The following is a 24,987-nucleotide window of genomic DNA, read 5'->3' as shown; positions in this document are numbered from 1 at the left end:
TAAGGAGCACCAAACATGAAGTCCGCAGTCACAGTGCCCGACGCTGGTTTGAAGGTTCAAGGCGCCCGTCGCGCGGACGGTCGCAATTCGACCGCTCCGCACGACACCAAGCGGCTGTCGTGGAAGAAACGTTCGCTCCCTTGGGCCTACATGGCCCCCGCCATGATCGTCCTCTTGCTGATGACGGTCGCTCCAGCCATCTTTATCTTCTATTCAGCCTTCCGCAACGATAAGATCCTCGGCGGCGTCGGCCGGTTCGTCGGGCTCAACAACTTCGTCGAGGCAGTTACGAACGCGTCGGTCCGCAACGCGTTCGGCATAACGCTTGCGTTTGTGGCCGTGGCAGTCATTTTGGAGATGCTTCTGGGCTTTGCGCTGGCCTTGCCCCTGGCGGCACAGACAACCGCCAATAAATGGGGGGCCGCGCTGATGCTGCTGCCCTTCGCGGTGACACCTGCCGTCGCGGCAATGGTCTTCAAGCAGTTGCTCAATCCAAACTACGGCTGGGTCGGCTACTACCTGGGATTTCTGGGATTCCCGAAGGGAGTCGATCTCCTCGGCGACCCGACTTCCGCCTGGATCGTTCTCGTCATCCTTGACATGTGGCAGTGGACGCCCTTTATTGCACTGATTCTGATGGCAGGACTCCAGTCCCTGCCGGCAGAACCACGGGAAGCCGCCATGGTCGACGGTGCGAGCCCCTGGCAGATGTTCCGCCACATCACCCTGCCGGGCATGGTGCCCTTTATCGCAATCGCGGCGGTCCTCCGCACCATCCAAGCCTTCAAGACCTTCGATTCATTCAAAATCCTGACTGGCGGAGGCCCTGGCGAATCGACCGAAATCATCAATCTCGGCATATACCGAGTCGGTCTTCAAAGCTTCAACGTGGGCCTGGCCTGCGCCCTGGGTGTGATCTTCCTGATCATTCTCTCGCTTCTGGTTCCGCTCATGCTGCGCGTCATCGGTCGCCGGTCCGATCCTGAGGAAATGTAATGAGTACTACTTCATCATCCGTCCGCCGCGGGCTAATTGCTCGCGTGATTGTTGGCCGCACCTTCCTGTGGGCCTGGCTCCTGGTGGGCCTCGTGCCTCTGATCTTCATGCTCATCACCTCCATCAAGCCAGCCGGACTTGCGAACCAAATACCTCCGGCGTGGTTCTTCGCACCGACGCTGGAAAACTATGCCTCCGTGTTGACGGCAGGGGGCGGAAAATCCGAAAGCTTCGGTCAGCTCCTGCTCAACAGCGCCATCGTGAGCCTCGGCGCCACAGTGCTGGCCATCGCCGTCGGCGTGCCCGCAGCCTATGCCCTGACCATGAGGGATTTCCGGGCACGAAAGGGCCTGTCTTCCTGGATTCTCTCCACTTACATGTTCCCCCCGATCGTTGCGGTAATCCCGATCTTCGTATTTGCCGGCCGACTGGGTCTCATCGACACCTATGCCGCGCTGATCATCCCCTACGCCGCCTTCAACCTGCCCATCGTGGTGTGGATCCTCCGCAGCTCCATCCTGCAACTGCCGTACGAGATCCAGGAAGCAGCGATGGTGGACGGCGCGTCACACTGGACCATTCTTCGGCGCATCATCTGGCCCCTGCTGGTACCGTCCGTGGCCACGGCAGCCGTGCTGACCATCGTCCTGTCCTGGAACGAATTCCTTTTCGCCCTGTCGCTCACCCGCAGCGGAGCAAAGACAGCCCCGGTGGGCCTGCAGCAGTTCACCGGCATGTATGGAACGGACTGGGGCAACATCACCGCCGCGGCCACGCTCATCGTCGCGCCGATTCTCGTAATGATGATCGTGCTGCGCCGGCAGATGGTCGCCGGGCTGTCCTTTGGTGCCGTGAAGTGACTAGGCCCGACGAAAGCAAGACCACAGATAGGCCCTTGGGAGTGGCAATGATCGGCTACGCGTTCATGGGCAAAGCCCACTCGAACGCCTGGCGGAACGTTGCCAGCTACTTTGATGTCCCGGCCTTCGAGCAGAAAGTCCTCGTCGGCCGGGACCCGGCAGGGGTTGCTGCCGCAGCGGACAAGTACGGCTGGTCGGAGTCAGCCACGGACTGGCGCGCCGTCCTGGACCGCGATGACATCGACATCGTCGACATCTGCGCCCCTGGCTTTATGCACGCGGAAATCGCCATCGCGGCGCTAGCCGCGGGCAAGCACGTCCTGGTGGAAAAGCCCCTGGCCAACACACTGGCGGAAGCCGAAGCCATGGCGGAAGCCGCCCGGGAGGCCCGGGCGAGGGGTGTGCAGTCCATGGTGGGCTTCAACTACCGCCGCGTCCCAGCCTTGGCACTGGCCCGGGAGCTGATCGCCGAAGGCCGGATCGGGACCGTCCGGCACGTGCGTGCCGCCTACCTTCAGGACTGGCTGGCGGATCCGGAGTCGCCCATGAGCTGGCGTCTGAAGCGGGAAGCGGCCGGTTCCGGCGCCCTCGGTGACATTGCCTCCCATGCGATCGACCAGGTGCTGTTCCTGCTCGGGGACCACATCACCGAGGTTTCGGGGCGGACGCACACGTTCACGACGCACCGCCCTGGGGCGCGGGGCAGGGAGGAAGTTACGGTCGACGACGCTGTGTGGGCCACGCTGACGCTCGCCTCCGGGGCTATCGCCTCCGTCGAGGTCTCCCGGGTGGCCACGGGCCAGAAGAACTCGCTCAAACTGGAGATCTACGGCGATAAGGGCTCCCTCGTGTTCGATCTAGAGGACCTGAACGAACTGTGTTTCCTGGACGCCACCGTCCCGGTCCGGGAGCAGGGCTTCCGCCGGATCCTCGTCAACGAGCCCGAGCACCCGTACGTCGGTGCGTGGTGGCCGCAGGGTCACATCATCGGATGGGAGCACACCTTTACGCACGAAATCCGGGACTTCCTGGCGGCCATCGGCAGCGGGACCACGCCGTCGCCGTCGTTCGACGACGGCCTGGCTGTCCAACGGATCCTGGCCGCCGTGGAGGAAAGCTCGGCTGCGAAAAGCGCGCTGATCCAGCTGGCATCCCCCGTCAGAGAAGGAGCCTGACATGTCCGGCCCGCTTCGGATCGGGGTGCTGGGGGCATCCCGCGTCAGTCCGACATCCATCGTTGAGCCGGCCATGCTGACCGGCGCTCGTCTGGTAGCTGTGGCCGCCCGTGACCGCGCCCGTGCGGAGAATTTCGCGAATCAATACGGAGTGGAACGGGTTTACGACACCTATGCCGACGTGATTTCTGATCCGGAGGTTGAGGCCATCTACAACCCCCTCGCCAACGGCTTGCATTCCGAATGGAACCTGCTTGCGATTGCTGCAGGAAAACATGTCCTGTCGGAGAAACCATTCGCAGCTGACGCTCCGGAGGCCCGGGAAGTCCGCGACGCCGGCAAGCGCGCCGGGGTCGCCGTGGTGGACGGTTTCCACTACCTCTACCACCCCGTGACAAGACGGCTTCACGAATTGCTGAGTTCCGGCGAGCTCGGCGAGCTGCAGCGGGTCGAAACGATGATGATGATCCCCCCTCCAGCCCCGGAGGACCCGCGCTGGTCACTCGCGTTGGCTGGCGGCGCGTTGATGGATTTGGGCTGTTACAGCCTGCACGCCGTCCGCGCGATGGCGCCCTGGGCAGGCGGCGAACCCCGGCTGGTCGATGCACGCGGCGCCGAACGCGCCGGGCTGCCGGGCGTGGACGAATGGGTCGATGCCGATCTGGTGTACCCATCAGGAGTAACAGCATCGGCGCGGTGCCACATGGCCGGAGGCGGCCTTGACTTGACCTACCGCCTCATCGGAAGCAAGGGTCAGGCCACTGTGGCGAACTTCGTTCTTCCGCACACTGATGACCGCCTCTTGGTGAAGACAGCCGCGGGCGAGCGCGTGGAGCACCTCGGAACGCGTTCTTCCTACACTTACCAGCTTGAGGCGTTCACGGCGTTGGTGCGTCATGGAGTCCCGATGCCCACCGACAGTGACGATGCCGTCCACACCATGGAACTGATCGACGAGTGCTACCGGGCCGTCGGGCTTGAGCCCCGCCCCCGCCACCGTCCCGCAACCTCTGAAGGAGCCTGACATGCCCCGCCCGTACACCCTGTTCACCGGCCAGTGGGCCGATCTCCCGTTCGAGGAAGTCGCCCGTCTGGCCTCCGGCTGGGGCTACGACGGCCTGGAAATCGCCGTCTCCGGCGACCACCTCGACGCCTGGCGCTGGGACGAACCCGGCTACGTCGACTCCAAGCTCGCCGTCCTGGCGAAGTACAACCTCAAGGTCTGGGCCATCTCCAACCATCTCAAGGGCCAGGCCGTCTGCGATGACCCGATCGACTTCCGCCACCAGGGAATCGTCGGGGCGAAAGTGTGGGGCGACGGCGACCCCGAAGGCGTCCGGCAGCGCGCAGCCGAGGAAATGAAGCACACCGCCCGGCTCGCCCAGGCGCTCGGCGTGGACACTGTTGTCGGGTTCACCGGCTCGTCGATCTGGCAGTACGTCGCGATGTTCCCTCCCGTCCCTGCCTCGGTCATCGAGGCCGGCTACCAGGACTTCGCCGATCGCTGGAACCCGATCCTGGACGTCTTCGACGAATGCGGCGTCCGCTTCGCCCACGAGGTCCACCCCTCTGAAATCGCCTACGACTACTGGACCACCGTGCGGACACTGGAGGCGATCGGGCACCGGGAAGCCTTCGGGCTTAACTGGGACCCGTCGCACTTCATGTGGCAGGGCATCGATCCGGTGTCCTTCATCTGGGACTTCAAGGACCGGATCTACCACGTGGACTGCAAGGACACGAAGCTGCGCCCCACCGGACGCAACACCGTGATGGGTTCGCACCTGCCCTGGGGCGACCCGCGCCGGGGCTGGGACTTCGTCTCCGCCGGCCGCGGCGACGTCCCCTGGGAATCGTCCTTCCGCGCCCTCACCGCCATCGGCTACGACGGACCCATTTCGATCGAATGGGAGGACGCCGGCATGGACCGCCTCCACGGCGCCCCCGAAGCCCTCGCCGCACTCAAGAAGTACGACTTCCCGGCGTCCAACACCCCCTTCGACGCCGCCTTCAAGCAGTAGCCTTTGTGGCCGATACAACGCTTCACGAAGCCTGGACGGCGCTGTCCAGGACACGGGCTACGTCCGGGCGCCCTGGGCTCACAGGACCGTCGAAAGGATTGTCTACACGTATGTGACCATGAATCCGTCTCCGAGCATATAAGCGAAGGTGTAGCGCCATCTTGTCGTCCGCTGCTCACCACCAGCAGCCTACGGCGCCCGGCATGGCGCAATCGTCTCAAACCACCTGCATTTCATTGAAATAAGTGAGCCCCACGGGCCGCTGTCGCCGCGGGCGGGAACTGGTGCAGCGCCGGTGCAGGTAAGGGGACGGTCGTGGCATTCGTGGGGGCGGCAGCATCCCGATAAGTAGTTGGTGCGTTTTCGGTGGTTTTTCAGTGGTAATTCTTGTCTGTTCCGCTAGGATTGAATGACTAGTGGAAGGAGCGTGACACCTGTGAGCATATCCATCGATGTAGGGGCCGCCCATGGCGGAACCGCACGGCTGGGCATCCGGGAGATCGTCAGGCAGCTCAACAGTGCTCTTGGGGCGACGCTGGTCGCAGCACTGGCCGGCAGCAAGGACCCGAAGATCAGCTACCGCTGGGCCCGCACTGACGGACCTGAACCGCGGGCTGAGGCTCAGGCCCGGCTCCAACTGGCGCACCGCGCCTGGACGGCTGTGGCGGGGGTGGAAGGTGAACACGTGGCCCGGCTGTGGTTTGTCGGAGCGAACCCCTGGCTGGGCGAGGTCTCCCCGATCGAGGCAATCCGGGACATGCGCGCCAAGGACGTCATGAGCGCGGCTGCCGCCATGACCGAGGACAGGTTCTCCGTTTGACGCAGGTCTGTGCGGCCACGGGCCTGGCCTATGTGGAAGGGCCGGTGCTCGGTACAGAATCGCAAAATCCTCGTATGGGCCGCTAAACCCGCTGCCGCGCACCGTCGGATCCGCCGACAGGGCTTCATGGTCACGTTTCGACACTCCTGGATCGACGGTGTACCTGGCCGGGGATAAGAGGACCGCGTATGCCGAGGCCCTGGCCATGGCGCGGGTGGCCAAGGACTTCCGCAACGCTATTGCTTTCGCCGCCCGGCAGTTCGGCGTGCCTCTGGAGGATGCCAGGAGGATGATCCAGGACGACTGGACCAGGAACGGAAACATGGTTCCGGGCTGGCTGCCGGCCAGCTGGCGCGACGGCCGGCTGATGTACAGCCTGCAGGTCAACGGTCCGAAGCGGTGGGTCGATCTCACCGCTGCTGAATCGATCGCCGCCCTGAACCGCCATCTCGGCCAGCAGCTCGAGGACGCCTTGGGCATTGCGGACATCACCCTGGCAACACTGGCAGTCGAAGACCGCGAACCAACGACACACATCGCCCAATGGCTGCGCGAACAGGTCCTGGACGACGGCAACTACGCGGCCGGCGTCCGTGCACATTCAAAGTACGGCGGCGGTGTGTGCTGGGCCTACTCGATGCGCCGCAGAGACGACAACCTCGGCGCCGATCCAGTCGCTGTCCTGGACGCGACAGAAATCCACCGCAACGACCCGGACCTGGAATGCGTTCTCGCCATGTACGGGCTGGATTGCCGCTGAGGCGCGCATGAGGGTAGCGAAGACCGACCCAAAGAAATCTTGCGCCAACCGCGGCGTCGTCTTATCCACCGAAGGCCCATGGGAGGCGCCCAGTCACGCCGGGTTCGATGACAAAGATGGCGCCGGCATGCGGCTCATCCGATTGCTGCCGGGGCGAAAGACCGTTCCGGGCGGAGGTGATGAACAGCTGGTTGAGGTCGGGGCCACCGAAAGCGACGCTTGTGGGTCGAGTGATAGGCAGTATGACTGTTTGCAGCAGCTTGCCCTGCGGGCTGAACCGTTGGACCCGGCCGCCGTCCCACATGGCCACCCAGATGGTTCCTTCGGCATCCACTGTGATTCCGTCGGGGGTCGCGACCGGGTCGGGTAGGTCAACGAGCAGCCGGCGGTTGCTGATTGCCCCGGTTTCGACGTCGAAGTCGTATGCGTCCAGGCGCCGGGTGGTCGAGTCGGTGAAGTAGAAGGTGCGTCCGTCGGGGCTCCAGTCCAGGCCGTTGGAGATGGATACGTCCGTCAGGACCCGCGTCACCTGCATGGTGGTGCTGATGCTGTAGAGGCTTCCGGCCGACGGGGAGAGGTCGGTTGCCATGGTTCCGGCCCAGAGCCTGCCGGCTGGATCGCAGGCGCCGTCGTTCATCCGGTTTCCCGGTTTCTCGGCCTCGATGGGTGCGGCAAGTTCGAAGGCGTTCCCGTCGGGGTTGATGAATCCGATTCCATCACGGACGGCGCACACCAGGCCGCCGGTCCGGCGTCGGGCGACCATTCCGACAGGTTGCCCGACATCGATGCTGCGGTCCTGGCCCGACGCGGGGTCGAACATGTGGATTCTGCCGGCGAAGATGTCAACCCACAGGAGTTCCCCGCGTTGCTGGTCCCACCATGGTCCCTCGGCGAGGTCGGCGTGGGCATCCAGGGCAACCTCCACTAGCAGCGTTCTCATGACCCTCCCACCGACGCTGCCCGTCGGCACTGCATCGTTTACCGTGTTCTCTGCTGAAGCTTTTTACGGGCCATGCCCGCAGATACCGTCGCATCTGTGGGTCCGGTCCGAACAGGTTCCGGGATCGCACTCCGTTGGTGCGAGTGCGATCCCTGGACCGTGACGCGGTTTCAGGGGATGCGGCGGCTCATTGGAACCGGGCACCGGTAAGGGTGTATTTCTCCAAGGCTCCCTCAGGGAACTCGATACCCAGCCCCGGAACGTCCCGCGCTTCGACATATCCGCCGGTGACAGTCAGCGGCTGTTCCAGGAGGCCGTCCCAGCCGGGTCCGCCGTAGGCGTCGAATTCGATCATTGGCGCATTTTCGCAGCTGAGGATCGTGTGAAGTCCTGCTGCCAGTGCCACCCCGGTTCCGGAGCTGCAGGCGATATGGGGCACACACAAGAGGTTCCATGAGCTGGCCATGTCAGCGACACGCTTGCATTCGGAGATACCACCGACGCTGGTGCAGTCCGGCTGGAGGACGTCGAAGGTCCGCTTGCGCAGCAGATCGATATACTCGTACCGGGTGAGCAGCGACTCTCCCCCGGCGAGTTTGAGTGAGACTCTGTCGGCCAGCCAGGAGTGATCATCGATGTACTGGGTCAGGCTCCGCGAAAGAATGGGTTCCTCCAGCCACAGGACGCCCAGTTGTTCGAGTTCCCTGGCGAGGGTGAGCGCCTCGCGGCGGTCGAAGGCCATGTTGGCATCGACCATGATGTCGATGTCCGGGCCTACTGCGTCGCGGACCCGGGAAACCATGTCGACGCCGTGGCTGATGCTCGGTCCGTTGCGCAGCTTCATGGCGAAAAATCCCTGCTCAACAGCGGCGATTGATTCTTCCACGATCTCTTCGGTCGGTTTCAGAGACGGTGCGTAGTAGGCCTTGACCTTGGACTTGGATGCTCCCAGCAGACGGTACACGGGCTGGTTGCTGGCCTTGCCGAGAAGGTCCCATAGGGCGATGTCGATGCCGCTGAGGGCATAGGTTTCGATGCCGCGGCGGCCCCACATATGAGTGGCGTTCAGCATGTCCTGCCAGATCGAGGCGATGTCGAGCGGGTCGCGTCCGATGAGCATCGGTCCAAGCTGCTGGTTGATCAGCGGACCTACTGTTGAGAAGTACTCAGCCGAGAAACCCGCTTCGCCGATTCCTTCGATTCCTTCGTCGGTTTTCACCCGGACGAGGATGCCTCCTTTGACGTTGACTTCCATGGCCCCCCATCGCAGGGGTTCCTCCAGGGGCACCCCGACCGGGAACGCCCTTATCTCTGTTATTTTCATTCTCTTGGGTCCTTTGGCGAGTGTGGAGTGTCTGTGGACCGGCGGCCCGGCACTTCGAGGAAATGCCGGGCCGCCGTCCGTCTTTCTGGTTACTGTTCGCGGGGAGCCGACTGGTTCAGGTACGGGATGAGGTCGTACCAGTCGTACTCGCCGTCATAGAAGTACTCGGTGGTGTCGTAGGTGCCGTCCATGGTGTCCTTCAGGGACTTCGGGCCGGGGAATCCGATGGTTTTCCATCCCATCTGGTCCTTGTTGCCTCCGTACACAGGGTCGCTGTAGAACCCTTGACGGGTGTGAAGGCACAGTGTGTCGAAGAACGGAAGGTTTTCATCGAATGAGCCCTGGAGGAAGGTCGTGACGGGTTCCTTGGTACCGAGGGTGACCTTGATTGGTTTCGGTGCGCCTGAGAGCGCAATCAGGACCTGGTCCTGTTTTTCCTCGTCAAGGTCGACGAAGTTCTTTCCGTCCAGGTTTCGCGCAATCGCGTCCAAAGCCTTGACGCCTTCACGGTAGAGCTCCTGCATCTTGTATTGCCGGCCCCGCCAGGCGTCGGCATGTTTGCCTGCAAGTTTCAGGAATCCCGAGCCGTCGGCTGCCGCGAAAATGTAGTCGATCCCCGACACGTACCGGTCGATGAAGACAATCACTCGTGCTTCCCTGGCCCCCGGGTCGTGGTCTGTGGGCATGATGCGGGCCGTTGCCGCTTCGACGGTGTTCCATTCGTGTTCGGTGAAGAAGTATCGCTCTGTCGAATCCGGGTCTACGGGTTCGCCGACGATTTCCCATTCTGATTTCAGTGTCATTTCAGGACTGTCCTTTCCCTCAGGCAGGCTGTGCGAGCCGTTCGACCCGGCCCTTGGAGTAGGTATTGGCGATGTAGTCAGAGCAGCGCCAGGCGTTGGCCATCATGGTCAGGGTCGGGTTCACGCCGGTGGCCGTCGGGAAGCCCGAGCCGTCAACCACGAACAGGTTTTCGACGTCGTGGGCCTGGCCCCATTCATTCAGCACGCTCTTGGAAGGGTCCAGGCCCATGCGGGCGGTGCCGTGCTGGTGGCAGGTATTGCCGGTCATCTTGTCGAGGTAGACCGGGACCGTCTTGCGGGCCCCGGCGGCTTCGAGGATCTCAGCGTTCTTATCAACCTGCCACTTGCCCATGGCGATGTCGTTGGCGTGCGGCCGGTGGGTGATGCGGGCGACCGGGAGACCCCAGGCATCCTGGACGGTCGGGTCGAGGTCGACACGGTTCGATTCGACGGGCATGTCGTGCAGGATCAGGCCGATCTTCATGGCGTGGTTGAAGTAGTTTCGGTCCGCGTCTTTGAGCGCGTCGCCCCAGGTGGGGCGGCCCGGGAAGACCCAGTTGACGGGGTGGCAGGTCTGGGAAGCAGAAATGATGCAGCCGCCGATGTGTCCGCGGTTTTCGTCCGTTTCGTAAAATTCAAGGGATCCGCCGGAGATGTAGTTGCCGGTGAAACCGTTCAACGGTTCGTCGATCTCGTTGTCGAACAAGCCGACCGCGAAGAGGTATTCGTGGAAAGTGGCGTTCTTGCCCACGAGGCCGGTGCTGTTCGCCAGTCCGTCGGGGAACTGAGAGGAGCGGGAGAGCAACATCAAACGTGCGGATTCGATGGCGCCTAATGCAAGAACGACAATCTTAGCGTCCTGCTCGACCTCGTTGCCGTCCGGATCCACATAGAGGACCCCGGTGGCTTTCCCGTCTTTGCCAATCTTCACTTCGCGGACGAAACTTTCGGCGCGGACCTCGAAGTTTCCGGTGGCCAACGCGTCCGGGATGAAGGTTGTCAGGATGTTGGACCGGGCGCCGGACGGGTCGCCGTACTGGTTCCAGAAGCTGGTCTTGTTGAACGAGTCACGCCCGTTATGGTCGTTGGTGACCATCGCGTGAGGGATCGGGAACGCGTTGATGCCCATCTTGTTGCACGCGTCGTAGAAACGCTTCCCGTAACGGGTGGGCCGCAGGGGCGGGCTGGGATACCCCCTGGAGCGGTACGGTTCGTACTTATCGGCGCCGGCGATTCCCGAAACCCCGAAGGCCCATTCGACCTTCGTCAGGTAGGGCTCCAGATGCTCGTAACGGAACGGCCAGTCCGCGAGGTTCATGCCGTCGACGTCGCCATGCAGGGAGCGCAGCATGAAGTCCGATTCGCGGGGTCTGGGAACCCAGCCGGCCCAGTGGTTCGTCCCGCCGCCAACCATCTGCGGCGTTGGGGAGAACGAAAAGGGCTGGGCCACTTCGTCTTCTGCGTACCGGAGGGTCCGCGGGAACAGCGTGGGGTCCGGCCACATGTAGTTGCGGTTGACGAACTTGAGCTCGTCCCCCGAGTAGTGCTCCTGTGCGCGAAGCCACGGGCCGCGGTCAAAACCGATAACCTTCAGCCCGGCCTCACTCAAGACCTTCGCCGCCGTACCGCCGTTGGCACCCAGCCCGACGACGACGACGTCAACGGGTTCAGGCTTCTTCGTTGTAGCCACTGAGATTCTCCTAAGTTCGATGACGGCACCCGTGCCGTCCGTACCTTCTTTATTTCGATTCCTCCGATGCGGGAATCGAGCCTGTGGGGTCGGGGCCGCGCGCCGCCGGGGTCGCCGGAACGCGGCCCTCCCGCCGTAATCCCGCGGTCCTGTTGCTTCTGCCGCGGGCATGGCCGCTCGCTAAGAGACGGCCACCCCGGTCTCGTACCGCGTGCCGGCAGGGTCGTTGGTCAGGTCCGTGGCGCGGTTGTGCGTCGCGTGTTCAGTTCCGGTCGGGCGTCCTTCCATGTGCGCGATGATCGCGCGGGTGAAGTCGGGAAGATCGACAGGGGTCCTGGAGGTGATGACGTTCCCGTCCACGACCACAGCCTCATCAACCCAGGTGCCGCCGGCGTTTTCCACGTCGTCCTTGATCGGCAGGTAGCCGGTGGCGTGCTTGCCTTTGAGTACGCCGGCGGATGCGAGGACCCATCCGCCGTGGCAGATCGCGGTGACGAGCTTGCCTGCCTCGTTCATGTCCCGGACGAGACCGATCATTTCAGGGTGCAGGCGCATGTTGTCCGGCGCGAAGCCGCCCGGGACAACGACGGCGTCAAAGTCCGAGGCGCTGACGTCCGCGGCGGCCGCGTCGACCTCCATCGGGTAGCCCTCCTTGCTGTGGTAACTGTTCTTCGTTCCGCTGCCGATGACCCGGACATCCGCTCCGGCCTCCTGCAGGCGGAGCAGCGGGTACCAGCCTTCCAGGATCTGGTACTCATCTTCGATCAACAGCGCAATCTTGGATCCATGCAAACTCATGGGGTCGCTACCTTTCTCATTGTGTGAATTCAGAACGGGGGTTTAAGGCCCCGCCCATCCGGGGCGGCTTCTGCGTCCCGACCATGCAGACCCGGGGTCCGGACAGTTTCGGAACGGCCGGTGAATGCCGGAAAACTGTTCCGGTCCTCTCGCGGCCCTTCGCGTCCAATCATCCGGTTATCAGGTGGTCTGAACTCTGCCGTATTTGCATATCGATGTCAAGGGTTTGAAATGGTCTGCGGCCGGATGGCTGCGCTCGTTAAATCCCGCGGCATGGGACCACGTGCTCCCATGCACGACGGGCGTTCCCAGGGAGCCATAGCCCCGGGACTTGCAAGCGGCCCGTCCGATCCGCGTGGGACAGGGGCACGGGAAGTTCTCCTTGTAGAAGATGCGTGGCTTATCCGAGTGTTCGGGCTGCCGACCGGATCAGCATGGCAACGGAGGTTGCGCCGGGATCGATGAACCCTCGGGACTTCTCGCGGGCGTAACTTGATTTCCCTTTACGGGCGACCATGTCGGCGGTCGCATCACGACCGGCCTCAGCCGCTGCCGCGGCGGATTGCAGGGCCTCCGACGGGGACTTCTTCGCCGTCAACTGCGCCCGCAGCGTTTGGACGGAGGGTGCCAGCGCGTCATACATGGTCTTATCCCCCTGCTTGACGTTGCCGCGCTCAACGACGCCCTGCGCGGCCGCCTCGAAGGCGTCTGACAGCAGCCCGGCGTTGATCGACGGCGCGTCGCCCACGGTACGGGCCATCCGCAGGAAGATCGTTCCGTAAAGGGCTCCGCTGGATCCGCCGACCGAGGACACGATGTGCAGGCCGACCTGCTTGAGGAACTCCCCGGGAAGCGCCGTGCTGTCCCAACCCGGCACGGACTGCAGCAGTGCCGACATCCCGCGCTCCATATTCGAACCGTGATCTGCGTCGCCGCTGGCGGCATCCAGATCACTGAGGACGACGTGCTGCTCGATGATCTGGTGTGCAAAGTCCAGGATCCAGCGCTCCAAATCCGGTCTGGTCAGGCTCATATCCGTGGTGTTCATCCTCATCGTCCCCATCTCAGTGCGACTGTCTGGACCGGAGCATCCCAAAGCCTGGTCAGCTCCGGGTCAAGTTCCAGGAAGGTTACGGCGGCTCCGGCCTGATCGAGGGAAGTCACGAAATTTCCTACCAGCTGACGTGTGACGCGGGCGCCGCGGGCTTCTGCCGCCGCGGCAAGTTCACCGGCCAGAAGATACATTTCCTGGTGCGGCGTGGCTCCCATCCCGTTGACAAGCATGAGCAGCTCGGCGCCTTCCGCCGGCGCGATGTCGGATAAGACCTCGTTGACCATCAACCGTGCAATTTCCTGTGCGCTTGTCATCGGGACCCGTTCGCGCCCGGGTTCACCGCTGATGCCGATGCCCAGATCCATGTCGGTATCGGCAAGTTCGTAGACTGGTTTTCCGCGTGCAGGCGGTGTGCACGAGGACAATCCGACCGCGAACGTCCCGGATCGGGAGACCACCTTCTGGGCAAGGGCCAGCACTTCGGCCAGCTCCGAGCCTTCCTCGGCGGCGGCCCCGGCAATCTTTTCGACAAGAACCGTGGCCCCGAGGCCCCTCCGGCCGGCGGTCTCCCCGTCGTCGGGGATCGATACGTCATCATTGACGACAACCTGGGCCACTTGGATATCTTCGAAAAGGAGGATCTCCTGGGCCATCCCAAAATTCATGACCTCGCCCGTAAAATTCTTGATGATGTGCAAAACGCCCTTTCCTGAGTCGGCGCGGCGGGTGGCGGCCACGATCTGATTCGGGACCGGAGATGTGAAGATCTGCCCCGGTGCGGCGGCATCAAGCATTCCGTAGCCGACGAAACCGGTATGCGTCGGTTCGCAGCCCGATCCCCCGCCGCCCACAAGGCCCACCTTGGGACGCGAGGGAAGTTCCCGGCGCTGAAGCACGCGGTTGCCGGCGTCCCAGTCCAGGATCCCCCGGTGCGCGCCGACCAGCCCTGCCACGTAGTCATCGACCGCGGCAGACGGTTCATTCATGAATTTTTTCATCGGCTTTCCACTACCTCCGGCATTAAGACCGCGCGTTTTGTCACGGTCGCCCCGATCATATTTATTGGTTCGATGATCGGGTGGTCTGACCAAAGTTTTCCCCAGGAACCCGTTCCCGTCAATCCCCCGCCTCCGACTTCCCAAAAAATCGGCGCAACTACTCCATCCCGGATGACCCTGAAACACGAAACCGCGCCTGCTCGCCCCTGCACCGAGAAGCGCAGGTTAAGCGCCATCCCGGCCGCCGTGACAGAAATCACGGAAAGGTATTGACAGAGATCTTGGTCCTCTCGTAGTGTTCAGACCACCGGATCACCTGCCATCCAGTTCTCTGTGCAGGGCAGGTGGCCCGTGAGGCTTGAAGTCCGCGGCCGCGCGGAAAACCGATGGGCGCCGGCGATGCTGCCGGCACCCGCAACAAGGAGAAGAAATGTCGTCACTGGACTACACCTACGAAAACATTGATAAAGTCATCGACCGTTCGCACTACCTTGCTCCGACCGTCGATCCAAAGAAGACGATGCTGCTCGTCCTCGACATGCAGAAGGCCTGCGCAGAGCCCGGTGGGGCAATGTACATTCCCAGCGTCGGCGGTGCCCCGGAGGGCAAGGACGTCATCGAGCCGGTGAAGAACGTGCTCGAAGCCTGCCGCGCAAAGGGGATCCCGGTCGTTTGGTCGCTGTGGGGCCTGCGCGCGGATGGCAAGGACGCTGGCTATGCCGACGTCAAGTGGGGCATTGAAGGTCAGCTTGAAAGCTTCCCCGGGTCCTGGGGCAACGGCGGCGACGAGCTCGTGGATGAGCTCAAGCCGCTCGACGACGAGCCCGTGATCCGCAAGCACCGTTTCTCCTCGTTCTACGGCACCCCGCTGAGCGAGTACATGCGCCGCGCGGGGGCCGACACCCTCGTCGTCGCAGGACTCTCCTCGGGCAACTGCCAGATTGCCACGGCCATCGACGGCGCCAACCAGGACTACAAGATTATTGTCCTGGCCGACACCACCGCCGCCATTCCCTCGGGCCAGGACGACCCGCCGGGCTACGGTCAGCACTGGGAAGCGCTGCGCAACATCCAGGCCAACCACGGCGACGTGCGCACGAGCAAGGAATTCCTCGAACTCATCGACGCCGCCTGAACTGTCTGCGGTGCGCGGACCTCGTCCCGCCGACCTCCGGCGGGACGAGGTCCTCGACAGCACCTGCTGCCCCAGACTGACAGTAGCCTTCCACTGGACCGGTGGCAGGCAACCATTGCCTTCCACTGGACCGGTGGCAGGCAACCATTGCCTTCCACTGGACCGGTGGCAGGCAACCATTAAAAGTTATCAGACCACCGGGTTACCGGGGTACCAGCTCTGAAGCCGTTTCTCGACAATGAGGTCACCTGGAATGAACAACAACGAAAACTCTCAAAGTGTCCCTGCCGGACCTTCCGATCAGCCCATCGTGTCCGTGCGGGGAATCGGCAAGGTCTACCCCGGAGTCGTGGCCCTGGCCGACGTCGACATCGACCTGCGTCCCGGCGAAATCCATGGACTCCTCGGCGAGAACGGGGCGGGGAAGTCGACCCTGATCAACATCCTTTCCGGAACAGTGTCCCCCACGGCCGGAACTATCCGGGTCTCCGGCTCCGAGGTCACCATCGCCACTCCCCGCGATGCCCGGGACCTCGGCATCTCAACCGTCCACCAGGAACAATCCCTGGCCCCGAATCTCACCGCGGTTGAAAACATCTTCCTCGGCCGTGAGATTATCACCGGCAGGAACCGGCTCGCCGGCGTCCTCGACGAAAAGGAAATGCGCACCCGGGTCCTTGAACTCGCGCACGAGTTCGGCCTCACCGACCACGACATCAAAGTCCCGATTGAGGCCCTCGGTGCCCTGAAACAGCACGTCGTCCAGATCATCAAAGCCCTGGTCTTCCGGACACAGGTCCTGATCCTCGATGAACCCACCTCCGGGCTGGCGGACCACGAACGCCTCACACTGTTCAGCTATATGCGCCAATTGCGCCAAAAGGGCATCTCGCTTCTGTGGGTCACCCACCGGCTCGACGAGCTCTTCGGCCTGGCGGACACCATCACCGTGCTCCGCGACGGTCGGCTTGTCTCAACCGTGGACCCTGCCGAGCAGACCGCGGACTCGCTCGTCCGTCTTATGGTCGGGCGCTCCAACCTTGCCGCGCGGGAAGACATCGTCGCGGAAGGGCGGGCCCACGGCTTCACCGGAGCCCGGGACGAAGTCCTGCGGCTGGAATCGGTCACCCGGCACCCCCTTCTTCATGAGATCAGTCTGTCCGTCCGCCGGGGGGAGGTCCTCGGGCTGGCGGGCATCGCCGGGGCGGGGCGCACGGAAACCGCCATGGTGGTCCTGGGCGCCGACCACCCGGACTCGGGAAGTATCTTCCTGCATTCCAAACCGGCCCTCATCCGATCCCCCCGCGATGCCCGGAAGAAAGGCATCGCCTACGTTCCCGAAGAGCGCAAAACCCACGCCATTCTCGGGGACTTCTCGGTCAAGAGGAACATCACGATCTCGGACCTGAAAAAGACAGCCGCGGGAGGACTGTTCCTCCGCGGCGGCCAGGAGACCGCGACCGCCAAAAAATATGTCCACGACCTGGGGGTGAAAACGAGCTCAGTGCAGGAAAAGATCCGCAACCTCAGCGGCGGGAACCAGCAGAAGGTCATCATCGCCCGGTGCCTCTTCACCGAGCCCGACCTGATTATTTTCGATGAGCCGACCCAGGGCATCGACGTCGGTGCCAAAGCCGAGGTCTACCGTCTGATCTACGAATTCGTGGACCAGGGCGGAGCCGCGATCGTGATCAGCTCCGAGTTGCCCGAGCTGATCCGCGTATCAGACCGCATCGCCGTCATGCGCGAAGGAACCATCGTTGGCGAGCTTGAGAGCACGGGCCGGGATGAAGCAGCCTCCGAAACCAGCGAACTCGGAGAACGGATCATTTCTCTGGCCACCCGAGGAGCAGTAGCAGCATGAACATTTTCCAGCGTTTTTCTCGAGTACTCGCCATTGACGGCGTCGCCGTTTCGATCGTGTTCCTGATCATGTGTGTCTACTTTGCCATCGCATCCCCCTATTTCCTCAGCCCGGACAACATCTACAACACCTTCGTCGAATCCGTTTCCGCGGTGCTGCTGGCGGCCGGCCTGACTTTCGTTCTGATCAGCGGCGGAATCGACCTGTCCATCGGGTCCAACATCGGTCTGAGCGCGGCCGCCACGCTGTTCGCCATCATGAACGGAGCCCCCACCGCACTCGCCGTCCTCGCCGGGATCGCGACCGGGCTGATCTTCGGTCTCGTGAACGGGGCGTTCGTTGCCCGGTTGGGGGTCAGCGACTTCATCGTCACCCTGGCCACCCTGAGCATCGGGGCAGGCGTGCTCCAGGTCTTTACCGCCCGTACTCAGCTCACCGGCACCACGGAGAGCTCCTTCCTCGCCCTCGCAGGCGGGAAGATCGCCGGGGTCCCGACAGGCGTGATCATCACGGCCGTGATTCTGATCATCCTGGAGGTCGCGCTTGTCAAGACACCTTTCGGACGTACGGTCTACGCCGTCGGCATCAACCCGAACGCAGCATACCTGGCCGCGGTCAGCGTGCGCAGGACCAAGTTCGCGGTCTTCGTCATCTCCGGAATTGTCGCTGGCGTCGGTGGCGTGCTCCTGGCATCCAAACTCAATTCCGTCCAACCCGGGCTCGGGGGCGGTTATGAACTCACGGCGATTGCCGGGTGTGTGGTCGGCGGTGTCGCCCTGGCGGGCGGCCGTGGAAGCATCTGGCGGGCCGCGCTCGGAGCCTTCTTCCTTTCCATCCTCAGCCGTGGCCTGCAGCTGATCGGTGTCGACCCGCTGTGGTTCTCGATCGTGACCGGTGCGGCCATCGTTGCCGCGGTGGCTTTCGACCGCGGCGCCCAAAAATGGCTGCAGTCCATGCTCCGCCCGGTATCCCCCTTAACGGTCGCAACCCAGAATCCTCAGTGAGGCCCAACATGTCTTCTTCCCTGAACACACCTGCCCTCGGTTACCGGATCGAAAGGCTCCTCGCCAAACCGGGCTCCGGCCTGGTCTTGCTGCTTGTCCTGTTCATCATCGCGATGACCTTCGTGTCGCCTGCCTTCCTCAGTTTCGGAAACTGGGAGAACATCGCCAACCAGGCTGTTTTTGTGCTCCTTCTCGCGCTGGGCATGACGATCGTGCTCATCGCGCGCGGAATCGACCTGTCCGTTGGTTCTGTCATGGGCCTCTCGGCCGGCGTGTGCGCTTTCCTGATCAATCAGGGACTGATTCTCCCGCTCGCATTGTTCGCAGGCATCGCCTGCGGACTCTTCTGCGGCCTGTTGAACTCACTGATGATCACAAAACTGGGGCTGCCCGACTTTGTTGCGACTCTCGCCATGCTCGGTGTTGCCCGAGGCGTGCTCTTCCTCTGGACTAAGGGAACACCCTTCACCCGCTACATGACGCCCGAATACAGGCTCGTAGGAGGCCAGGTCAAGCTCGGAGGGATCATCAGCATTCCAATCATCGTTGCCATCATCTTGTGCATCCTCGTATCACTGATGCTGCGCAAATCGGTTATCGGGCGCCATCTGTACGCTGTCGGCGGCAGCCCGGACGCAGCCCGGCTCTCCGGTATTTCAGTCCCCGCCGTGAAGACGTTCGCCTACGTGGCCAGCGGCGGCTGTGCCGGCCTGGCCGGCGTCATCCTCGCAGGGCGCGCCACCAACGTGGCCCCCACCCTGGGAACCGGCTACGAAATCCTGGCCATCACCGCCGCCATCATCGGCGGCGCGGCCCTGACCGGGGGACGTGGCCGGATGGTCGGCGCCGTTCTCGGAGCCGTGACCATCACACTGATCGCCAACGCCATGAACATCGCCGGCATCACCTCCGAATGGCAGCAGGTAGTCACCGGAATCATCCTGTTGCTCGCCGTGCTTCTTGACCGTCTCACGGCGTATTTCAAGCAGCGCCAGACCAGCGCGGAAATCGAACAGTCCCCGCAACAAAAACCTGCCCCCGCGACCGTGGCCAAGCAGGCCCTGAGCTGATCCACCATTCCCGGCAGCGGACCCGTCTGACCCAACCATGCCCACCCCTGCCAAAAACACCGCATCCCCGCCCCACAGCCTGAATTTCAAAGGAGAAATACAATGGAAACAACCCCTCCCCGGAACGAGAGCCTGACGTCAGGATCCACCCGCCGACACCTCCTCGGGGCAGGTGCGCTGATGGGAACGCTCGGTCTGCTCACCGCCTGCACAACTCCTCCCGGTGGATCGACGGCCGGTGGCGGAGGCGGCGGCGGCGGCCAGGAAGGCAATGCTGATTTCACCGCCACTGTCAAGAAGTTCGTCAACGGGCGCACCGTCCAGGTCGGCTTCACCCCCCCGGTGCTTTCCGAGTACTACACCCAGATGGAAAACGCCGCCTTCACCCGGATGGCACAACTGGAGGAACTGTACGGAGTCCAGTGGAAGTGGGAGAAGTCCTCACCCACGGGCAACTTCAGCGCCGTTGAACAACAGATCAGCACCGTCCAGACCTGGACCAGCCGCAAGTTCGACATCGTTTTCATCTGCACGGGCGCGAACTTCGCAACCATGCAGGGCGTCTACAAGAACGCAATGAACGCGGGCACCAAGATCTTCCAGTTCAACCAGCCCGTCGAACTGTATCCGGTCGATCAGATCAACACCGTCTCTAACATCGGCTACGACAACCGCTGGCAATCCGGCTACGTGGCGGGAAAGTTCATCGCAGACACGCTCAAGGGCAAGGGCAAGATCGTTCAGATCATGGGCCCGGCCGGTTCCGACTGGACCAAAGCGCGACTGATCGGCTTCAACCAGGCCATGGCCGAAAACCCTGGCATCGAAGTAGTCGGCAGCGCCGACGGTGGATACCTGCGCGATAAAGGACTGTCCGCAGCCCAGGACCTTCTCACGCGTCACCCCGACATCAACGCCATTTACGGTGAGAACGAGGACATGGCCCTCGGCGCTTCACAGGCGGTCGACGCCGCCGGACTGAAACAGTGGGACGGCTCACAGGGCATAGTCATCGTCGGAGCCGACGGGTTGCTTTCAGGTATGGAAGCGATCCGAAACGGCAAGATGACGGCATCGGTGGACGTGAACTCCGTCGACAATGGAACCAAGATGATTGACACCGCGTTCCAGTCCGTCGTCCTGGGAAATTACGTCCCTAAGATTTCGAACATCACGACCCACCTCGTGACCAAGGACAACGTGGACACTTACGCCGCCTACATCAACGGCATCATGTCACCCCCGAAGAAATACTGAACCGGGCACTCAACCGTGCCCGTCGCCTTCGGTCTGCAGCCGACTGCGGCGAGTGCGAAGGGTGGGCGGCAGAACTTTTCGATGCCGCCCACCGTCCCGAATCCCAGAGAGTGGTTCATAAGCCTGCTGATGATTAGTGATCAGGCCACCAGACCACTATCATGAAGTATGTCTGAGAGCCATCCCGGACGGTGAAGGAGAGACCATGGCTGAATATGCAAGCAAAATCGAGCGCGTCGAGCGGCTGCGGGTATCGGACTCCGTCGCCGCCCAACTGACGCAGCTCATCACCAAGGGCGTGTACGCGGTAGGTGAGAAACTTCCTGCCGAACGCGTCCTTGCGGAGGAATTCGGAGTGAGCCGCAGTTCGATGCGTGAAGCCATCCGGGGCATAGAGGCCAGTGGTCTGCTCAACAGCAGCCATGGCGTCGGGGTCTTCGTGGTCAGCAATACCGTTTCCACCCCAGGCCAGTCCGACCTGCTCGTGTTCGAGGACTTTACCGTGCCCGAACTGTTCGAGGTACGGCGGATGATGGAGCGCGACGCGGCCGGTTGGGCAGCAAAGAGAATTACCCCCGCGTTGACCTCGGAGCTGGAGAGCATCATGGAACAGTGCGCAGATCCGGACCTCTCCGACGGGGACTTCGTGCGGCTGGATATCAAGCTCCATCAAACAATTGCAAAAGCTTCGAGAAACGAATTGCTGACCAGCCTCTATGGCGGTCTGGAACCGGCCCTTCTGAAATACTCCCTCCGCGTGATCGCGCTGCCCGGGCGGCGTGAACACTCCCACGCAGGACACGCCAGAATTGTCGACGCGATCGTCACCGGACGGGTTCGCGAAGCGCGCGAAGCCGCCGTAGCCCACATTCGCGACGTCGAACGGGACATCGCCAAGAGCTTGGCCCAACCGGTAGCCAGCCAGGCATAAGAGCGGGCTCCGGCGCGGCACCGTAAAACGCCGCGGCAGGATCAGCAGCAGCTCAATCTTCCTGGGTTTCTGCCTCAGGAGCCCGACTAACGAAGGAAAACGGACAAAGACATGGTCGCATCTCCCCCCCTAGAGCCGACGCCTCCGCTGGCCGGTCAGGTGATAGCGGTGCTGCGCACCACTCACGCAAGTGAATACCCGCCGGTGATTGAAAGCCTGCTCTCCGGGGGCGTCCGGTTCATCGAACTCACACTCACCACCCGGGACGTGTTCGATCTTCTTCCAGAGATCAGGAGAACATTCGGAGACGCCGCGGAGATAGGCATCGGCACCGTCACCACCACAGGACAGGCCGAACGCTCCCTTGACGTCGGAGCACAGTTCCTTGTGACACCTACAATGAACCTCGACGTCGTGCACGCCGCTGTGGCCCGCGGAATCCCCATCATCCCCGGCGGACTGACCCCTACCGAACTGCACGCAGGCTGGAGTGCAGGCGCGACGGCCGTCAAGGTCTTTCCCGCTTCCACGGTGGGGCCGGACTACATCGGCCAACTCCGAGGCCCTTTCCCGCGCATGCAGCTCATACCAAGCGGCGGAGTCAGCATCGAGGACGCACCCCGATGGATCCAGGCCGGCGCCCTGGCCGTCAGCCTTGGCGGCCCGCTGATAGGGGACGCCTTCGCCGGCGGAAGTCTTGCCCAACTCACAGACCGGGCACGGCGTGTCACCGAACTGGTGGCAGCGGCAGCCGAGGAACGCAAAGGCACGGACCGGTGACCATCCCGAATCGGGCGGCCGGTAGCGCTGCCGTCACCCCATGCCACATCACAGACGTCGTCACCTTGGGCGAAACCATGGCGCTGATGAAGGCCGAAACGCCCGGACCCCTGGCCCACGTCGCCTCACTGAGCCTGGGCATGGGGGGAGCCGAGAGCAACTTTGCCATAGCGCTGCGCAGGCTCGGCACCTCGGTAACGTGGGCAGGCAGAGTCGGAGCCGACAGCCTCGGAGACATGGTGCTGCGCGAACTCGCGGCCGAAGCGATCAACACCGTCGCAATCCGTGACGACACAGCTCCCACCGGACTCATGATCAAAGAACGCAGAACCGCTAACGCAGTGAAGATCTGGTACTACCGCAAGGGCAGCGCCGGATCCCGACTATGCCGCGACGACGTCCCGGTGGACCAGATCGCCCAAGCCAAACTGCTCCATATAACCGGCATCACACCGGCCCTGTCTTCTACCGCAGCGGACGCGGTCAGCTACGCCCTCGACTGTGCAAAGGAGGCGGGCACCCTGGTCTCCTTCGATCTGAACTACCGGGCAGCGCTGTGGTCCCCCGAAGAAGCAGGAGAACAATACCGCCGGATCATCCCCCGGGCCGACGTCGTCTTCGCGGGGGACACGGAAGCGGCCATAGCGGTCGGTGCAGGACAAGACCCGTGGGATCTCGCCCGGCGCATGAACGAACTGGGCGCCGCCCAAGCCATCATCAAACTCGGCGCCGACGGATGCGTCGCCGTTGTGGACGGCGCACCCCACGCCCAAAGTGCCATCCCCATCCGGGCGGTGGACACCGTCGGAGCAGGAGACGCCTTCGTAGCCGGCTATATCGCCGAAATGCTCAACGGCAAGGACGTTCCCCAACGTCTGCTGACAGCCGCACGGACAGGCGCGTTCGCATGCTTGGTTCCCGGAGACTGGGAAGGCATGCCCCGGCGTAGCGAACTGGACCTGCTGGACGCAACAGAACCCGTCTCCCGATAAAATACCGCACGTCCGTCACCGCGTACGTGAAAAGGGCTTGAAGTCCAGTGCCGGACATGACCGAGCGCCTGGAAAGGAGAAAAATCAGCAATCCACCAGCCACACCGGCGACCCGCGTCCTGGCAGAAATGCTGGCCCCTTGGAAGCTAGCCTTCGACAACCACCAGCCGGAAGACATCGTCGAACTCTTTTCACCCGATGCGCTCTTCCAGGGGATCACGCCCGCTCTACTCAGGGGTCGCGAACAAATCTTCGGGTACTACGACGCACTTGCCCCCGGCATCACGACCAGCTTTCAAGTAGTCCAGACCCGTGAGTTGGCCGAGAACATTATCAGCGGATTCGCCGCCGTCACCTTCACCTACCCGGACGGAAGAACGGTACCCGTGCAACTATCCCTCGTTCTAAGCCGAGAGGAGAACACATGGCTCATCGCCCAGTACCACGTCTCTTCAATCTCCCGGGGTGAGCCGTCCAGCAAAGCAGCGATGTCGGCCATGATGAATCCCTTCGGGGCGGATGGTGACTGAACCGGAACCAGGTCGATAGGCCAAACTAGGTAGACCAGCAGGGCCACCAGCCGCAGGCGGACTCCCGCGGGTGTGGTGGGGCCCGCAGTGAGTCGGCGCAGGAGGACGAGTCGGTCGGGCAGCAGCAGCAAGGCGTCCTTCATGGCCACGGTCGCCGGTTGCTTTGCCCACAGCTCCACCGGCCGCAGCAAGAACTATGCCGAGGCCAACTCAAACCGTCGACCCGGAGTCAAAAACTCTTGACACAACGGGACTTCGGTGGCGGCTGCGATTAGCACGGCCCTGACTGGCAGGCCACGTCGGGGCGCGATAACCGGTTCCGGTCTTGGCTCGGGTTTTGGGCGGAAACGCAACCCTCTCGAGGTCGCGTTCGGCGACTTCGCCGGACAGGCCGAGGGACTCGAAGTTGTAGGGGTCTTAGGCGATTTGCTGGACCAGTTCCGAATCCGGTGCAACGAGCTGTTGCACAAAGTTCGACGGCGCCGCCCCGGTGCGTTCCAGGGTTTTGTTCATGAGCACATTTCGGGACCAGCCGTACTTCACGGCGGCCGCGGCGTACCAGTCCCGGGCCTCCGGCTCCAGCCGTTCGTTCAGAATGGTGCTGATATGGCCCCAGGGTAAGTGTCCCACAGGCTGTGGGACATTTGCGTCGAACGCGGGCCATGCCTCCGCGAAGCTGCGCATATATTGCAGATTGGACCGTGACAGACCGGTCATGTCAGGAAATTCGGCCCCGAGGTCCTCGGCCAACCTGCCGATGACTCCACTCCCCCAGCCGTCGATGGCCTTGCGTTCCAGGATGGTCCTGCCGACCGACCAGCCGGGGCGGTGGAGTCGGACTCGTCATCGCTCTAGCCGCAGGCCGCGATCTCTACAACGGTCCGAAACTCACCCGTTATTACGGCCGGATCGTCGTGATCTCGGGTCTTGCAGCCATCGTCGCGCCTTTCATCGGGGTCTGCTGGCCTCGGTCATCGACTGGCGTGGGTTCTTCGTCGTGCTCACCGTCATGGGCCTGGGTGTCACAGCTGCCGTCGGCGTCGGATTCGGCGAGACGCTTCCTGCCGCCGCGCGGTTACCCGGCGTCAAGCCCACCAGTCCTTCAGTATGTTCCGCGGGCTGAGCGGGCTGTCAGGAAGCCGTCATGGCGCTGCGGAAGATGCCACTGACAATTTGTCAGCCCCC

The 24,987-nt window shown here is 62.9% G+C and carries 23 protein-coding genes and 1 pseudogene; 16 read left to right on the top strand and 8 right to left on the bottom strand.

Features of this window, described 5'->3' with window-relative positions; all coding sequences use genetic code 11:
• Positions 1-15: 15 nt before the first annotated feature.
• The 7 genes from AC50X6_RS13070 to AC50X6_RS13040 all read left to right on the top strand — a co-directional run bounded on the left by AC50X6_RS13070 (position 16) and on the right by AC50X6_RS13040 (position 6,632).
• Positions 16-996 carry a carbohydrate ABC transporter permease gene (locus AC50X6_RS13070; RefSeq protein ID WP_494966637.1) on the top strand — a complete coding sequence of 327 codons (981 nt, stop codon included), beginning with the start codon at positions 16-18 and terminating at the stop codon, positions 994-996.
• A complete protein-coding gene (locus AC50X6_RS13065; RefSeq protein WP_494966636.1) occupies positions 996-1,856 on the top strand; it encodes a carbohydrate ABC transporter permease in 861 nt (286 codons plus the stop codon). The genes AC50X6_RS13070 and AC50X6_RS13065 overlap by 1 nt, the downstream gene beginning before the upstream one ends.
• Positions 1,857-1,903: 47 nt before the next feature.
• On the top strand, positions 1,904-3,031 hold the full coding sequence (locus AC50X6_RS13060) for a Gfo/Idh/MocA family protein (RefSeq protein WP_494966691.1): 1,128 nt from the start codon (positions 1,904-1,906) through the stop codon (positions 3,029-3,031).
• Between the two features lies 1 nt (position 3,032).
• Positions 3,033-4,055: a Gfo/Idh/MocA family protein gene (locus AC50X6_RS13055; protein ID WP_494966635.1), complete on the top strand. Its 1,023-nt coding sequence runs from the start codon at positions 3,033-3,035 to the stop codon at positions 4,053-4,055.
• Position 4,056: 1 nt separating this feature from the next.
• Positions 4,057-5,052: a sugar phosphate isomerase/epimerase family protein gene (locus tag AC50X6_RS13050; protein WP_494966634.1), complete on the top strand. Its 996-nt coding sequence runs from the start codon at positions 4,057-4,059 to the stop codon at positions 5,050-5,052.
• Between the two features lie 436 nt (positions 5,053-5,488).
• A complete protein-coding gene (locus tag AC50X6_RS13045) occupies positions 5,489-5,872 on the top strand; it encodes a hypothetical protein (protein ID WP_494966633.1) in 384 nt (127 codons plus the stop codon).
• 157 nt (positions 5,873-6,029) lie between these two features.
• Positions 6,030-6,632 (top strand): hypothetical protein, encoded by a 603-nt coding sequence (locus tag AC50X6_RS13040; protein ID WP_494966632.1) that lies wholly within the window; start codon positions 6,030-6,032, stop codon positions 6,630-6,632.
• Positions 6,633-6,693: 61 nt separating this feature from the next.
• Here AC50X6_RS13040 and AC50X6_RS13035 read toward each other — a convergent pair whose 3' ends face one another.
• From AC50X6_RS13035 to AC50X6_RS13005, 7 genes are all read right to left on the bottom strand, one after another.
• Entirely contained in the window at positions 6,694-7,572 is an 879-nt protein-coding gene (locus AC50X6_RS13035) for an SMP-30/gluconolactonase/LRE family protein (RefSeq protein ID WP_494966631.1), read from the bottom strand.
• Positions 7,573-7,759: 187 nt separating this feature from the next.
• Positions 7,760-8,896, bottom strand: coding sequence for a mandelate racemase/muconate lactonizing enzyme family protein (locus AC50X6_RS13030; protein WP_494966630.1), 1,137 nt, complete (start codon positions 8,894-8,896; stop codon positions 7,760-7,762).
• Positions 8,897-8,985: 89 nt separating this feature from the next.
• Positions 8,986-9,699: a gluconate 2-dehydrogenase subunit 3 family protein gene (locus tag AC50X6_RS13025; RefSeq protein WP_494966629.1), complete on the bottom strand. Its 714-nt coding sequence runs from the start codon at positions 9,697-9,699 to the stop codon at positions 8,986-8,988.
• A gap of 19 nt (positions 9,700-9,718) precedes the next feature.
• Positions 9,719-11,389 (bottom strand): GMC family oxidoreductase, encoded by a 1,671-nt coding sequence (locus AC50X6_RS13020; RefSeq protein ID WP_494966628.1) that lies wholly within the window; start codon positions 11,387-11,389, stop codon positions 9,719-9,721.
• Between the two features lie 180 nt (positions 11,390-11,569).
• The gene (locus AC50X6_RS13015) at positions 11,570-12,187 is read right to left on the bottom strand and encodes a type 1 glutamine amidotransferase domain-containing protein (RefSeq protein WP_494966627.1); all 618 of its coding nucleotides are present in this window, start codon (positions 12,185-12,187) and stop codon (positions 11,570-11,572) included.
• A gap of 400 nt (positions 12,188-12,587) precedes the next feature.
• Positions 12,588-13,235, bottom strand: a complete 648-nt coding sequence (gene dhaL / locus AC50X6_RS13010) for a dihydroxyacetone kinase subunit DhaL (RefSeq protein WP_494966626.1) — start codon at positions 13,233-13,235, stop codon at positions 12,588-12,590.
• 2 nt (positions 13,236-13,237) lie between these two features.
• Entirely contained in the window at positions 13,238-14,239 is a 1,002-nt protein-coding gene (locus tag AC50X6_RS13005) for a dihydroxyacetone kinase subunit DhaK (protein WP_494966625.1), read from the bottom strand.
• A gap of 430 nt (positions 14,240-14,669) precedes the next feature.
• Between AC50X6_RS13005 and AC50X6_RS13000 the strand changes: the two genes are divergently transcribed.
• From AC50X6_RS13000 to AC50X6_RS12960, 9 genes are all read left to right on the top strand, one after another.
• Positions 14,670-15,374: a cysteine hydrolase family protein gene (locus AC50X6_RS13000; protein WP_494966624.1), complete on the top strand. Its 705-nt coding sequence runs from the start codon at positions 14,670-14,672 to the stop codon at positions 15,372-15,374.
• A gap of 253 nt (positions 15,375-15,627) precedes the next feature.
• The gene (locus AC50X6_RS12995; protein WP_494966623.1) at positions 15,628-17,238 is read left to right on the top strand and encodes a sugar ABC transporter ATP-binding protein; all 1,611 of its coding nucleotides are present in this window, start codon (positions 15,628-15,630) and stop codon (positions 17,236-17,238) included.
• A complete protein-coding gene (locus AC50X6_RS12990) occupies positions 17,235-18,242 on the top strand; it encodes an ABC transporter permease (RefSeq protein WP_494966622.1) in 1,008 nt (335 codons plus the stop codon). Before AC50X6_RS12995 ends, AC50X6_RS12990 begins: the two co-directional genes overlap by 4 nt.
• An 8-nt stretch (positions 18,243-18,250) precedes the next feature.
• Positions 18,251-19,312, top strand: a complete 1,062-nt coding sequence (locus tag AC50X6_RS12985; protein WP_494966621.1) for an ABC transporter permease — start codon at positions 18,251-18,253, stop codon at positions 19,310-19,312.
• A gap of 102 nt (positions 19,313-19,414) precedes the next feature.
• Positions 19,415-20,569, top strand: coding sequence for a sugar ABC transporter substrate-binding protein (locus tag AC50X6_RS12980; RefSeq protein ID WP_494966620.1), 1,155 nt, complete (start codon positions 19,415-19,417; stop codon positions 20,567-20,569).
• 205 nt (positions 20,570-20,774) lie between these two features.
• On the top strand, positions 20,775-21,500 hold the full coding sequence (locus AC50X6_RS12975) for a FadR/GntR family transcriptional regulator (RefSeq protein ID WP_494966619.1): 726 nt from the start codon (positions 20,775-20,777) through the stop codon (positions 21,498-21,500).
• A gap of 111 nt (positions 21,501-21,611) precedes the next feature.
• Positions 21,612-22,280 carry a bifunctional 4-hydroxy-2-oxoglutarate aldolase/2-dehydro-3-deoxy-phosphogluconate aldolase gene (locus AC50X6_RS12970; protein WP_494966618.1) on the top strand — a complete coding sequence of 223 codons (669 nt, stop codon included), beginning with the start codon at positions 21,612-21,614 and terminating at the stop codon, positions 22,278-22,280.
• Entirely contained in the window at positions 22,277-23,272 is a 996-nt protein-coding gene (locus tag AC50X6_RS12965) for a sugar kinase (RefSeq protein ID WP_494966617.1), read from the top strand. Before AC50X6_RS12970 ends, AC50X6_RS12965 begins: the two co-directional genes overlap by 4 nt.
• Before the next feature lie 56 nt (positions 23,273-23,328).
• The gene (locus tag AC50X6_RS12960) at positions 23,329-23,802 is read left to right on the top strand and encodes a YybH family protein (RefSeq protein WP_494966616.1); all 474 of its coding nucleotides are present in this window, start codon (positions 23,329-23,331) and stop codon (positions 23,800-23,802) included.
• A gap of 417 nt (positions 23,803-24,219) precedes the next feature.
• Here AC50X6_RS12960 and AC50X6_RS12955 read toward each other — a convergent pair.
• Positions 24,220-24,609 (bottom strand): annotated as a pseudogene (locus tag AC50X6_RS12955) (DUF1016 N-terminal domain-containing protein); the annotation flags it as partial.
• Positions 24,610-24,987 lie beyond the last annotated feature (378 nt).

The organism is Pseudarthrobacter sp. HLT1-7, assembly GCF_059383435.1.
Note: the sequence above shows the minus strand (reverse complement) of the source record. Positions and strands in the feature narration are given on the sequence as shown.

Excerpts from the sequence above, each read along its gene's own strand:
- AC50X6_RS13005 (WP_494966625.1), bottom strand. The coding sequence starts at position 14,239 with ATGAAAAAATTCATGAATGAACCGTCTGCCGCGGTCGATGACTACGTG.
- AC50X6_RS13025 (WP_494966629.1), bottom strand. The coding sequence starts at position 9,699 with ATGACACTGAAATCAGAATGGGAAATCGTCGGCGAACCCGTAGACCCG.
- AC50X6_RS13065 (WP_494966636.1), top strand. The coding sequence starts at position 996 with ATGAGTACTACTTCATCATCCGTCCGCCGCGGGCTAATTGCTCGCGTG.
- AC50X6_RS13035 (WP_494966631.1), bottom strand. The coding sequence starts at position 7,572 with ATGAGAACGCTGCTAGTGGAGGTTGCCCTGGATGCCCACGCCGACCTC.
- AC50X6_RS12975 (WP_494966619.1), top strand. The coding sequence starts at position 20,775 with ATGGCTGAATATGCAAGCAAAATCGAGCGCGTCGAGCGGCTGCGGGTA.
- AC50X6_RS12970 (WP_494966618.1), top strand. The coding sequence starts at position 21,612 with ATGGTCGCATCTCCCCCCCTAGAGCCGACGCCTCCGCTGGCCGGTCAG.
- AC50X6_RS12990 (WP_494966622.1), top strand. The coding sequence starts at position 17,235 with ATGAACATTTTCCAGCGTTTTTCTCGAGTACTCGCCATTGACGGCGTC.
- AC50X6_RS12980 (WP_494966620.1), top strand. The coding sequence starts at position 19,415 with ATGGAAACAACCCCTCCCCGGAACGAGAGCCTGACGTCAGGATCCACC.
- AC50X6_RS13070 (WP_494966637.1), top strand. The coding sequence starts at position 16 with ATGAAGTCCGCAGTCACAGTGCCCGACGCTGGTTTGAAGGTTCAAGGC.
- AC50X6_RS13060 (WP_494966691.1), top strand. The coding sequence starts at position 1,904 with ATGATCGGCTACGCGTTCATGGGCAAAGCCCACTCGAACGCCTGGCGG.
- AC50X6_RS13055 (WP_494966635.1), top strand. The coding sequence starts at position 3,033 with ATGTCCGGCCCGCTTCGGATCGGGGTGCTGGGGGCATCCCGCGTCAGT.
- AC50X6_RS12985 (WP_494966621.1), top strand. The coding sequence starts at position 18,251 with ATGTCTTCTTCCCTGAACACACCTGCCCTCGGTTACCGGATCGAAAGG.
- AC50X6_RS13015 (WP_494966627.1), bottom strand. The coding sequence starts at position 12,187 with ATGAGTTTGCATGGATCCAAGATTGCGCTGTTGATCGAAGATGAGTAC.
- AC50X6_RS13000 (WP_494966624.1), top strand. The coding sequence starts at position 14,670 with ATGTCGTCACTGGACTACACCTACGAAAACATTGATAAAGTCATCGAC.
- AC50X6_RS13030 (WP_494966630.1), bottom strand. The coding sequence starts at position 8,896 with ATGAAAATAACAGAGATAAGGGCGTTCCCGGTCGGGGTGCCCCTGGAG.
- AC50X6_RS12960 (WP_494966616.1), top strand. The coding sequence starts at position 23,329 with ATGACCGAGCGCCTGGAAAGGAGAAAAATCAGCAATCCACCAGCCACA.
- AC50X6_RS12995 (WP_494966623.1), top strand. The coding sequence starts at position 15,628 with ATGAACAACAACGAAAACTCTCAAAGTGTCCCTGCCGGACCTTCCGAT.
- AC50X6_RS13050 (WP_494966634.1), top strand. The coding sequence starts at position 4,057 with ATGCCCCGCCCGTACACCCTGTTCACCGGCCAGTGGGCCGATCTCCCG.
- dhaL (WP_494966626.1), bottom strand. The coding sequence starts at position 13,235 with ATGAACACCACGGATATGAGCCTGACCAGACCGGATTTGGAGCGCTGG.